The sequence below is a fragment of the Streptomyces sp. WAC04114 genome (assembly GCF_019733245.1).
Classification (GTDB): domain Bacteria; phylum Actinomycetota; class Actinomycetes; order Streptomycetales; family Streptomycetaceae; genus Streptomyces; species Streptomyces massasporeus_A.
In genome coordinates this window covers 1-11,497 of sequence record NZ_JAIGQA010000232.1, presented here as the reverse complement: position 1 = coordinate 11,497, position 11,497 = coordinate 1, and the positions used below count along the sequence as shown (strand labels likewise).

At 71.9% G+C, this 11,497-nt stretch carries 11 protein-coding genes; 6 read left to right on the top strand and 5 right to left on the bottom strand.

What is annotated here, in order from left to right:
- Window positions 1-46: 46 nt before the first annotated feature.
- Complete coding sequence (locus K4G64_RS35650; RefSeq protein ID WP_221760034.1) at window positions 47-973, bottom strand: WecB/TagA/CpsF family glycosyltransferase; 927 nt, start codon at window positions 971-973, stop codon at window positions 47-49.
- On the bottom strand, window positions 970-1,968 hold the full coding sequence (locus tag K4G64_RS35645) for a UDP-glucuronic acid decarboxylase family protein (protein WP_221760038.1): 999 nt from the start codon (window positions 1,966-1,968) through the stop codon (window positions 970-972). Before K4G64_RS35645 ends, K4G64_RS35650 begins: the two co-directional genes overlap by 4 nt.
- 192 nt (window positions 1,969-2,160) lie before the next feature.
- Here K4G64_RS35645 and K4G64_RS35640 point away from each other — a divergent pair, with 192 nt between their 5' ends.
- The 4 genes from K4G64_RS35640 to K4G64_RS35625 all read left to right on the top strand — a co-directional run bounded on the left by K4G64_RS35640 (window position 2,161) and on the right by K4G64_RS35625 (window position 7,467).
- Window positions 2,161-2,820 carry a sugar transferase gene (locus K4G64_RS35640; RefSeq protein ID WP_221760033.1) on the top strand — a complete coding sequence of 220 codons (660 nt, stop codon included), beginning with the start codon at window positions 2,161-2,163 and terminating at the stop codon, window positions 2,818-2,820.
- 93 nt (window positions 2,821-2,913) lie between these two features.
- Entirely contained in the window at window positions 2,914-4,827 is a 1,914-nt protein-coding gene (locus tag K4G64_RS35635) for a DUF4012 domain-containing protein (RefSeq protein WP_260461433.1), read from the top strand.
- 188 nt (window positions 4,828-5,015) lie between these two features.
- Window positions 5,016-6,524 (top strand): polysaccharide biosynthesis tyrosine autokinase, encoded by a 1,509-nt coding sequence (locus K4G64_RS35630; protein WP_260461432.1) that lies wholly within the window; start codon window positions 5,016-5,018, stop codon window positions 6,522-6,524.
- An 88-nt stretch (window positions 6,525-6,612) separates the two neighbouring features.
- On the top strand, window positions 6,613-7,467 hold the full coding sequence (locus K4G64_RS35625) for a glutaminyl-peptide cyclotransferase (RefSeq protein WP_260461431.1): 855 nt from the start codon (window positions 6,613-6,615) through the stop codon (window positions 7,465-7,467).
- Window positions 7,468-7,735: 268 nt separating this feature from the next.
- Here K4G64_RS35625 and K4G64_RS35620 read toward each other — a convergent pair whose 3' ends face one another.
- A complete protein-coding gene (locus K4G64_RS35620; protein ID WP_221760031.1) occupies window positions 7,736-8,557 on the bottom strand; it encodes an ABC transporter permease in 822 nt (273 codons plus the stop codon).
- Complete coding sequence (locus K4G64_RS35615) at window positions 8,554-9,513, bottom strand: ATP-binding cassette domain-containing protein (RefSeq protein WP_221760030.1); 960 nt, start codon at window positions 9,511-9,513, stop codon at window positions 8,554-8,556. The genes K4G64_RS35620 and K4G64_RS35615 overlap by 4 nt, the downstream gene beginning before the upstream one ends.
- A gap of 110 nt (window positions 9,514-9,623) precedes the next feature.
- On the opposite strand from K4G64_RS35615, the gene K4G64_RS35610 reads away from it, so the two are divergent.
- Window positions 9,624-10,394 (top strand): TetR/AcrR family transcriptional regulator, encoded by a 771-nt coding sequence (locus K4G64_RS35610; protein ID WP_221760029.1) that lies wholly within the window; start codon window positions 9,624-9,626, stop codon window positions 10,392-10,394.
- Between the two features lie 13 nt (window positions 10,395-10,407).
- On the opposite strand, the gene K4G64_RS35605 is transcribed toward K4G64_RS35610, so the two are convergent.
- A complete protein-coding gene (locus K4G64_RS35605) occupies window positions 10,408-10,869 on the bottom strand; it encodes an ester cyclase (protein WP_308122579.1) in 462 nt (153 codons plus the stop codon).
- A gap of 79 nt (window positions 10,870-10,948) precedes the next feature.
- Between K4G64_RS35605 and K4G64_RS35600 the strand changes: the two genes are divergently transcribed.
- Complete coding sequence (locus tag K4G64_RS35600) at window positions 10,949-11,416, top strand: MarR family winged helix-turn-helix transcriptional regulator (RefSeq protein WP_221760028.1); 468 nt, start codon at window positions 10,949-10,951, stop codon at window positions 11,414-11,416.
- Window positions 11,417-11,497: the final 81 nt, after the last annotated feature.

Sequence of the window (11,497 nt, the reverse complement as noted above, 5' to 3'; positions counted from 1 at the left end):
GCCTTCGGACGTCGGGACGGGACTCACCGGCAGACGGGAGGGGCCGTCAACGCGCCCCCTCCCGTCTGCCGGTGAGTCCCGTCCCGACGTCCGAAGGCCGCGCCGGCGGGGCGGACGCCCGCGGAGCCGGCCGGAGGGCCGCCTGCCGGACGACGCCCCCGACGAACCGGGCGTTGCCGAACAGATAGCGCCGCCACAGCCGGCGCGGCTCGCAGCCCAGCCGGAACAGCCACTCCAGTCCGCCCTGTTGCATCCAGGACGGCGCCTGCCGCTTGCTGCCCGCGATGAAGTCGAACGCGGCGCCCACCGCCACGGTCACCACCGGCAGCGCGGCGCTGAGCTCGGCGGCCCGGTGGTCCTGCAGCGGGGTGCCGAGACCCACCCAGACGATGTCGGCCCCCCGTGCGCGGATGTCGTCCTCCTGGTCCCGCAGCTCCTGGGCGGTCAGCGACCGGAACGGCGGGGAGCAGGAACCGGCGAACACGGCCCGGGGGAAGCGCCTCCGCAGTTCGCGCTGCAGCGCGGCCAGCACCTCGGGTGTGGAGCCCAGCAGGTAGTGGCGCAACCCCGTGCCCTGGCTCATGGAGAAGACGTCCAGCATCAGGTCGGGGCCGTAGACGCGCCTGCGGGGCAGCGCCGTGCCCCGGTGGAGGAGCTGGTTCGCCCAGACCACCGGCTGCCCGTCGGCGAGGTTGAGGAACGCCGAGCGGAGGGTCCTGAGCAGCGCCGGGTCCCGGTCGGCCAGGGCGAGGGTGTAGGCGTTGCACAGGTGCACGTCGCTCCCCGCGGGGGCGACGGCGGCTGTGTCGGCCTGTGCCGACCGGTGCGCCTCGCGTGCCTCCCGGGTGTGCAGGGCGCGGTGTACCACCCGGCGGGCGGCGCCCTCACGGGTGTGCGCCGTGACGGGCACGCCCAGACACGAGACGACGGGGACGGAGGTTGTGCCGCTCGCCGTTTCGCCGATCGCCGTCATCGACGGGCCGTGCCGTTCACCACGGTGACGGGGTGCCGCCGGGGGGTGGTGCCGAAGTCTTCGAAGTCGATACGGCGGCGGAAGTCCCCGACGGTTTCGCGCAGGCCGTGCTCCACCGGGGTCGTAGGATTCCAGTCCAGCAGTTCGCGGGCCAACGTGATGCTCGGACGGCGCTTCTCGGGGTCGTCCTGCGGCCGGGGGACCAGCACGATCTCGGACGGGGACTCGGTGAGCTTGCTGATCCACTGGGCCAGTTCGAGCATCGTGATCTCGTGGGGGTTGCCGAGGTTGACCGGGCCGCCGTGGCTGCTCCCGATCATCCGCATCAGCCCGTCGACCAGGTCGTCCACGTAGCACAGCGACCTGGTCTGGCTGCCGTCCCCGGTGACCGTGATCGGCTCTCCCCGCAGGGCCTGGCGGATGAACGTGGGGATCGCCCGGCCGTCGTCCGGTCGCATCCTGGGCCCGAAGGTGTTGAAGATGCGCACGATCTTGGCGTCCACACCCCGGCTCCTGCGGTACGCCGTCGTCAGTGCCTCACCGAAGCGCTTCGCCTCGTCGTACACCGAGCGCGGGCCCACCGGGTTCACATGTCCCCAGTAGCTCTCCGGTTGCGGATGGACCAGCGGGTCGCCGTACGACTCGGAGGTGGAGGCCAGCAGGAAGCGGGCGCCCTTGGCGGCGGCCAGATCCAGGGCGTGCCAGGTGCCGGCCGAGCCCACCCGGAGTGTCTCCAGGGGCAGTCTCAGGTAGTCCACCGGCGAGGCTGGTGAAGCCATGTGAAAGACGGCGTCCACCGGCCCCGGCTCGTCCAGGCCCAGGGTGATGTCCTGGTGGCGGAACTGGAAACGCGGGTCACCCGTAAGGTGCTCGATGTTCTCGGGACTGGACGTCAGAAAGTTGTCCACACAGACGACTTCGTGCTCCGCCTGAAGCAATCGCTCACACAAATGGGAGCCGAGGAACCCGGCCCCACCCGTCACTACCGCACGCATGCAGGTCCTCTCGGCCGCCCCGCCCGGCCTGGTGGCGAGGGCGGGCTTCGGCGTCATTGCCGAAGTGTGGATCAATATCGTGTTTCTATTCCTTAGTCAGAGATGGCCGCATTGGGATGTTCTGAGGGCCGCAATGCGCCCGAACAAGGACACCTTTCACCCGTTCCGCCGCAGAAGACGAAGGGATGCGCGATGCCGGTATCCGCTGCGAAGACGGCCCCTCACACGCCGGCTCGCCGGGGGCGTGCGCGCGGAGGAGTCCGGGCCGCCAAGCGGTTCATCGACTGCGCGGGGGCCGCCGTCCTGCTCCTGTTCGTGGCGCCGGTGCTGATCGCCGCCGCCGTGGCGGTGAAGCTCGACAGTCCGGGCCCGCTGCTGTTCCGCCAGCGCCGCACCGGCTGGCAGGGCAAGGAGTTCCACGTCCTGAAGCTGCGCACGATGCACGTCGGTTCGGAGCGGTTGCGCGACGCCATGGCGGAGTCCAACGAGGCCGACGGGCACCTCTTCAAGATCCGCGAGGACCCGCGGGTGACCAGGGCCGGGCGCTGGCTGCGGCGTTACTCCCTGGACGAGCTGCCGCAGCTGGTCAATGTGCTGCGGGGGCAGATGTCCTTGGTCGGACCGCGTCCGCTCCCGGTCGCGGACTCGGCGTTCACCGGGGAGGCCCGGCGCCGCCTGCTGGTCCGCCCCGGGATCACCGGGCTGTGGCAGGTGAGCGGACGGTCCGACCTCGCCTGGGAGGACGCCCTGCGCCTGGATCTCGAGTACGTCGACACCTGGTCGATCCGGCTCGACCTGGCGATCCTCTGCCGGACCCTCCCCGCCGTGCTGCGCGGCGACGGCGCGTACTGAGCCGGCGCGAGGTTCACCTCCACAGCGCCGTCCACAGGGCGTTGCCGGAGCCCACGGCCCCAGCGAACCAGATCAGCCAGGGAGTGACACCAGATGTCCGAGACTCGCCGTGGTGCGTCGCGGGTGCAGGAATCCCCGCCCGGTGCGGAGCGGGCCCGATGGATTCAGCGCCGGTGCACGGACTGGGGCCTGCCCGCCGTCATCGTCCGCCGGCTGCGCGACCGCCGCGTCAGGATGCCGCTGTACGCCGTGGCCGGACTGGTCCTGGCCGGCGCCGCCTGGATCGCGATCACCGGAGTACTCGCCCGAAACGAGCTGCTGGCCGCCCAGCGGAGCCTGCAGACGCTACGGCAGCACCTCGCGCAGCCCGCAACGGCCCCGGCCACCGCCGCGGGCCCGCCTGCGGCGCCGGCCGCGGCAGTGCGGGACGCGGTGCGCGACGCCACCGGCCACGCCGCCCGGGCCCACCGGCTCACGACCGGCCCAGCCTGGTTCCCGGCGGCTCATCTGCCCGTTCTCGGCGGCCCCTTCCGCACGGTGCGCGGCCTCGCGGAGGCCTCCGACCGGCTGACCCACGACGTGCTCCCTCCCCTGGCGCGCACCGTCGCGGAACTCGATTCCACCGGGGCGGACGACGGCCGGCACCTGGACCTCTCCGCGCTGCGTCGTGTGGCTCCCCTTCTCGAACAGGCCTCGCGCAGCGCATCGAGGGTGCGTGCCGACGTCGACGGCCTCCCGCACGGCACCTGGCTGCCGGCCACCGACCGGGCGCGCACCGAACTCGCCCGCCGGCTCGACCGGATCACCCCGCTCGCCCACGATGCCGCCGCGGCGGCCCGGTTGATGCCCTCGATGCTCGGAGCGGACGGACCGCGACGGTATCTGGCGGTGTTCGAGAACACCGCCGAGGCTCGTGGAACGGGCGGGCTGCCGGGAGCCTTCGCGGTGCTCAGGGCGGAGCGGGGCCGGCTGAGCTTCGAGCACTTCGGCAACGACACCGAACTGAGCGAGGCCGCCGCGGACGTCGACCTGGGAGCGGAGTTCAACGGGCTCTACGGCCCTGCCGCCCCGACCCGGACCTGGGTCAACTCCAACATGAGCCCACACTTCCCGTACGCGGCGCGGATCTGGGCCGCGGCGTGGCAGCGGCACAGCGGCCAGCGGGTGGACGGCGCCTTCGGCCTGGACCCCGGTGCGGTCGCCGGGCTCCTCACCGCCTCCGGCCCCGCCCGGCTGCCCGACGGGAGGGCCGTCACCGCCCACAACGTCGTGGATCTCAGCGAACGCGCCAGCTACGCGCTCCACCCGGACTTCAGGCGGCGCAAGGCGTACTTCCTCGATGTGGCACGCGCGGTGGCCATCCGGCTGCTCGGCGCGTCGGCGGACCCCACGAACCGGACGGCACTCTTCTCGGCCCTGCACCGGCAGTTGGGGGAGGGCCGGATCAAGGTGTGGAGTGGGCACGCGGCGGAGCAGCGCGAGCTGCTGGCGCGTTCGTTCGGCGGAGCGCTGCCCGGGGGTTCCGCTCCCCTGGCCGGTCTGGTCGTCAACAACGCGGCGGGTACGAAGCTCGACTACTACCTCGACCGCCGGCTCACCTGGGCACCGGGCCGGTGTGTCGACGGCCGGCGCGAGGTCACCGTGACCGTGCGCCTCGCCAACCGGGCTCCCCTCTCGGGGCTCCCGCCGTACGTCGTCCAGCGGGTGGACGACCCGCCCTACGACACCCGGCCGGGTGACAACCGCCTCCTGGTGTCCTATTACGCCAGCGCCGGCGCCACCCTGGCCGGTGCGACCCTGGACGGCCGCTCCGCTCAGCTCAGCCACGGCGCCGAGCGGGGCTACCCGGTCTTCACCCTCGACGTCGAGCTGCCCGCGGGCGCCGCGCGCACCCTCGTACTCCACTTGCTGGAGCGCCCCTCGGACCAACCCGCCTTCGTGCTGCGCCAGCCCCTGGTGCACCCCCTGCGGGCCAGAGCGCTGCCGGGCGGTCCGTGCACCGGCTGATCCGCCAGCCCAGCGGTACGGGATCCCCTTCCCGGCCGGCGGTGCCGTGACGCACGCCTCGCCGACCCCGGTGGCGGCTCCGGCCGACTCGGCAACATATGTCACGTTTTGACCGTGTATCGCGGCTACGATCACGTAGCTCCTGAACATCAATGTCGCCGCCGTCTTGCACACCTGGGGTGGATACCTTGGATCTGTCCGACTACCTTCGGTTCCTGGTCAGGCGCTGGCGCATCATCGCGGCGCTGGGCCTGCTGGGAACAGCGGTCGGCGTGTTCGTCACCCACACCACCACACCGCAGTACCAGGCCACCTCGACACTCTTCGTGTCGCTCCAGGACTGGGACGACACGGTCAAGCTCAATCAGGGCAACAGCTTCGCCCAGGCGCGCGTGCGCTCCTACGCGGAAGTGGTCACCAGCCCTTACGTGACCGAACCGGTCGCCGAGCTGCTGCGCCTGGACATGACGCCCTCACAGCTGGCCCGGAAGATCACCACAGAGGTGCCTCTCGAAACGGTACTTCTCAAGATCACCGTCACCGACACCAAACCGGCCCGGGCGGCTTGGATCAGCAACGCGGTGGCCCACCGCTTCGCCGAGGTCATCGCCAAGATCGAACGACCGGAGGGCGCCCGGCTCTCGCCCGTCCGGCTGAGCATCACCGAGCACGCCACCAGGCCCAGGACGCCGACGTCCCCGAACCTGGTGCTCAACCTCGCACTCGGGATCGTGGCAGGCCTGGGCCTCGGTACCGGCCTGGCGGTCGCGCGGGAGTCGCTGGACACCTCGGTGCGCAGTCGCAGCGACCTCGCCCGGTGTCTCGCCGACACCGGCGGGCCGGCCGTACTCGGCAGCGTCGTCCTCGACCAGAGCGCCTCCCGGCACTCGGTGGCGGCGGACGACGACGCGTTCGGCCGACGGGCTGAGGACTTCAGACGGCTGCGCACCAACCTCCGGTTCGTCGACATCGACGCTCCGCCCAAGGTCATCGCCGTCACCAGTGCGGTGCCCGCCGAAGGGAAGACGAGCATCTCGATCAATCTGGCGTCCTCACTGGCCGAGTTCGGTTCCTCGGTCTGTCTGGTCGACGCCGACCTGCGGCGCCCCAGCGTGGCCTCCGCGCTCGGCCTGGTACAGGACGCCGGACTGACCACCGTGATGATCGGCCAGGCGAAAGCCGGGGAGGTGATGCAGTCGGCGGGCGCGTTCTCGGTGCTGGCCAGCGGGATGCTGCCGCCGAACCCCGCGGAGATGCTGGGCTCGGAGCAGTTCCGTGCCGTGGTGCGCTCGCTCGCCGACAGGTTCGACCACGTGGTGATCGACACCGCGCCGGTCCTCCCGGTCGCGGACACACCGGCGATGGCCTCGGCGGTCGACGGCTATCTGCTGGCCGCCCGGTACGCGAAGAGCTCCCGGGGCCAGGTCACCGACGCCGTGCGCGCCCTGCAAGACGTCGGCGCCACCGTGCTCGGCAGCGTGCTCAACATGGTGCCCGCCAAGCGCGACAGCGAGCAGTACGGCTACGGGTACCGTCCCAAGCCCTCGGGACGCCGGGAGCGGCTCCGGCTCATGCTCCGGCCACGGCTGCGCCGCCGCGGCAGGCCGGCGACGATCGGCGTCTTCCCCGCGCCGTCCGCCCCGACGGCGAAGGACACCACGCCGGTGGCTGCCCAGGACGGTGGCGACCATCACTGACCGCGGAGAGGGCGCCGCGGCCGGCCCCGGCCGCGCCCGCCGGGTGCCGCGCCGTCGGCCGGGCGGCCGTCGGCGCGGGGGACCCGGCATGACGGTTCGCGGCTCCCGGCCGATGGCCCGTGGCGCGCGGATGCGTGCACTCCCGGTCCTGACGGCCGCGGTCCTGGGGGGCTCGGCACTGCTCGTCTCCTGCGCGGCCGACTCACCGGTGCGTACGCGGGCCGCCGCCGGGTCTGCCGCGGGGCCGGTCGAGCAACTGAGGGTCAGGGTCCTCGACGTCCTGCCGCACGACCCGACGGCCTATACGCAGGGCCTGGAGATGGCCGGGCACACGCTCTACGAGGGAACGGGCCTGCCCGGTGAGTCGTCGATCCGCCGGGGCCCGCCCGGCGGACGTCCCACCGTCCGTGCCGAGCTGCCGGCGCCACTGTTCGGGGAGGGGGTCACCGTCCTCGGACCGACGCTGTGGCAGTTGACCTGGCGGGACCGCATCGCGATCGAACGGGACGCCTCGACCATGGCCGAGCTGCGTCGTCTCCCCTACCACGCGGAGGGCTGGGGTGTGTGCCACCAGCCGGGGCGCGGGCGGCTGGTCACCAGTGACGGTTCCGCCCGGCTCACCTTCCGGGACCCGCACACGCTGGCCCCGACGGGTGAACTCCTCGTCACTCTTGGGGGCCGTCCGGTGCCGCGGCTCAACGAGCTGGAATGCGTGGGCGACCGTGTGTACGCCAATGTCTGGCCCTCCGACCGGATCGTGCGCGTCGACACGGGCACCGGCACGGTCACCGCTCAGATCGACGCCTCGGGGCTGCTGCCCTCGAAGAAGCGGCGGCCCGCCGAGGTGCTGAACGGCATCGCCGCCGTCCCGGGCACCGACGAGTTCCTGCTCACCGGCAAACGGTGGCCGAAGATGTTCCGGGTGGTCTTCGTCGCCAGGTGATGCGGTCCCTCCCCTTCCGGTCGGCAGGGCCGCGCGGCAGGGAGCCGGGGGCCCCGGGCCGTACTGGCTGCCTGGGCGCGGGCAGCCTCCAGCCACAAGGGGCGGGTGTCCCGCTGCCGACCGAGGAGACGTCCCGCTCACCAGGTCCGCGTCTGCGGACGGTGAGCGGGACCGGTCTCACTGACCGGCGGCAGGAGTCGTCCACGGGCAGGAGACCTTGACCCTTTGGCGGGAAGCGACGCTCACCACACCGCACAGCCCTCGGCACTCACCGGCTCAGCCTCCGGAATCGCCGGACCGCCAGCGGCAGGAAGATCGCCGTCAGGATCACCGGCCACACTCCGGCCATCAGCAACGCGTGCTGCTCCACCCAGGAGTCACCGCCCCCGGCCTGCGTCCCGAACAGCTCGCGGGCCGCCGCCGCCGTGGAGGAGACCGGGTTCCAGGCCGCCACCCAGCCCAGCCAGTCGGGCATGAGCTGGGGCGCGACGAAGATGCTGGAGATCATGGTCAGCGGGAAGGCGACCGCGAACAGGCCGCCCGCCGCCTCCGGGTTGGGCACCAGCAGGCCGAGCCACACGCCGATCCAGATCAGCGCGAACCGCAGCCACAGCAGGAGCCCGAACGCGGCGAGGAAGCCGAGGCCGCCGTCCGGACGCCAGCCCATGGCCAGGGCCGTCAGCATCATGATGGCCAACTCGGCGCAGGCGATGATCAGATCGGTGACCCCGCGCCCGGCCACCACGGCCGAGGAGGCCATCGGCATCGAGCGGAAGCGGTCGATGACGCCCTTGGTGGAGTCGTAGACCACCACGGTAGCGGTGTTGATGAATCCGAACGCCATGGTCATCACGAACATGCCGGGCATCAGGAAGTCCGTGTAGTTCCCGCCGCCCGGCACCTTCATGGCGCTGCCGAAGACATAGCCGTAGAGCAGCACGGACAGGATCGGGAAGCCCAGCTGCCAGGCGATGTTGACCGGCTGGCGCTGATAGTGGGTCAGACCGCGGCGGACGATGTTCCAGCAGTCGGCGAGCAGCCAGTACGCGCCGCTCCGCGGGCTCGGGGTGCTCAGGTCGGTGACGCTCATGCCACGGACTCCTTCTCGGTGCGGTGTCCGGTCAGGCGCAGGAACACGTCGTCGAGGCTCGGCCTGCGCAGTCCGATGTCCTCGACGCGGACACCCTCGTCCTGGAGGGTCCGCGCGACCTCGGTGAGGGCGGTGACCCGGTCGGCGACCGGGGCATGCACCCGCAACTCGGCCTCGTCCGCCTCGGGTTCGCCGTCCGCGACCCGGGCGACGACCTTCACCGCCCGCGGGATCTCGGACCGCTCGGCGACCACGACCTCGATGCGGTCGCCGCCGACCAGGTTCTTCAGACCGTCCGGGGTGTCGTCGGCGATGGAGCGCCCCTGGTCGATGACGGTGATGCGCGAGGCCAGCTTGTCGGCCTCCTCCAGGTACTGGGTGGTCAGCAGCACGGTCGTGCCGCCCGCCACCAACGCCCGGACGGATTCCCAGACTTCGCCCCGGCTGCGGGGGTCGAGGCCGGTCGTCGGCTCGTCGAGGAAGAGGACGGCCGGGGCGAGGATCATCGACGCGGCGAGGTCGAGGCGGCGCCGCATGCCGCCGCTGTACTTGCCGACGCCCTTGTCGGCGGCGTCGGTCAGGTCGAACTGCTCCAGCAACTCGGTCGCCCGGAGCCGGGCCCGCTTGCCGCCCAAGTGGAACAGGCGGCCGAACATCTCCAGGTTCTGCCGGCCGGTGAGCACCTCGTCGACCGCCGCGTACTGTCCGGTGAGGCCGATCCGGGCCCGCACCTCGCGCGCCTGCCGAGCGACGTCGAGGCCGGCGACCGTCGCACTGCCCCCGTCCAGCCGGACCAGCGTGGACAGGATGCGGACGGCTGTGGTCTTGCCCGCGCCGTTCGGACCGAGCAGGCCGTGCACCGTGCCCTCGCGCACCTCCAGGTCGAAGCCGTCGAGGGCACGCTTCTCGCCGTACCTCTTCTCCAGCGCCTCGGCCCGCACCGCGTATCCGTCCATGCCGTCCCCTCCCGTACCGCCCGTGCCACCTCGGCACCGAACTGAGTACACCGTACCCGATTACGCGTACGCCGTACCCAGTTTTTTGCCGGGCACCTTAAGCTGGCTCCATGACGAGCGGTACGAGTGGCACGGGCGGTACGGAGACCAGCGGCAGCGGCGACATCGCCCGGACCCTGGAGCTGCTGTGGGAGAGCGGCCGCCGCCCCAGCCGGGGCCCCAAACCGACCCTGACGCTGGACCGGATCGTGGAAGCGGCCATCCAGGTGGCGGACACCGAGGGGCTGGAGAAGCTCTCCATGCGCCGCGTCGCCGCGGAGCTCGGCACCGGCACCATGTCGCTGTACCGGTACGTGCCCGGCAAGGGCGAGCTGCTCGACCTGATGCTGGACCGGGTGCAGCGCCCCTCCGAGAACCCGGCCGACCTCGCCGACGGCGGCTGGCGGGCGGCCCTGGAGGCTCTGGCCCGCGCCACCCTCGCCCTCTACCGCCGCCACCCCTGGCTGCTGCAGGTCAACCAGACCCGCCCGATCCTCGGCCCGAGCGCCCTCGACGGGATGGAGAGGGTCCTCACCCGGATCCGCCCGATGGGACTGACCGACCCCGAACTGGTCTCCGCGATCATCATGATCGACGGCTACGTCGTCGGGGCCGCGCGCACACAGCTCTACGAGCGGGAGGCGGAGCGCCGGACGGGCCTGACGGACGCCGAGTTCTGGCAGGCACAGGTGCCGGCCCTGGAGAAGGCCATGGCCTCGGGCCGCTACCCGGTGATGGCGTCCCTCGCCGAGGACGCCTTCGGCTCGGAGTTCGACCACTTCGAGTTCGGACTGCAGCGCATCCTGGACGGGTTGGAGGTGCTGGTGGCCCGCAGGGCCTAGAAGCACCCCGCAGTCACGCCCGGGCCGGCCCGTTGGGGCCGGAGACGGCACCGAGCTGGGCGAGGCCGGCCAGTACGTCGGTGCAGGTCCAGTACTCGACGAACCTGCCGCCGCAGACGCGCAGGATGTCGTGGCCGCTGAACTCGACCGGGGTGCCGGCCGGGGCCGTGGCATGCTCCAGGCCGCCCGCATAGCGTGCGCGCAGCGTCCAGCGCGCCGCGATCAGGTCGCCCTGGACGATCGGCCCCACATCCACCGTGAGGGCGACGCCGTCGAACACCGCCATGGTCTGCTCGATCTCGGGAAGCAGCCGGGCCGAACCCGTCACCGCCTCCGAGTCGCTGCCGTCGGGCCGCGCCTGGTGCACGACGAAACCGGGGTCGAGGATCTCGTCGGCCCGACTGAAGTCGCCGCGCCACAGGGCGGCCCAGTGGCCGTACAGCTCGCCCATCCGCTCGATGGAGAGGGTGCTCACGATGCGTCCCTTCGGAGAGTAGTATCTGCGTCACGAAGTATCTGCGTGACGCAGTGAATTGAAGGGCGGATGCCGAGTGGTGTCAATCGAGAATCGCGAGGATCTGCTCGCGGCGGTCACCGTGGCCGCGAGGCGGCAGCACGCCGCGTACACCCTCTTCAACCAGGCCATGGCCGACCGGCTGGGACTGCATCCGACGGATCTGCAGTGCGTGAGCCTGCTCGGTCTCGAACCCGAGCCGCTCACCACGGGTGAGATCGCCGAACTGACCGGTCTCACCTCGGGGTCGGCCACTCGGCTCGTCGACAGACTCGAGCGGGCGGGGCTGGTCGAGAGGACGCCCGACGCACATGACCGCAGAAGGACCCGCGTCTCGCTCACCGCCCGGCGCTCACCGGAGACCGAGGCCGCGTGGGAGGCCCCCGGCAGCGCCTTCGCCGACCTGCTCGCCGAGTTCACCGATGAGGAACTCGCGGTGATCGAGCGCTACTTGCGCCACTCCACCCGGGTCGGATCCGCACAGGCCGCACGGCTGCGTGAGCGGTAGCCCGGGACGCCCTGCCCCGGGCGGGTCTCGCGGAGGGAGTGCCCACCCCGCCGCGGGGCGCTAACCCCGCCGCCTCATCCC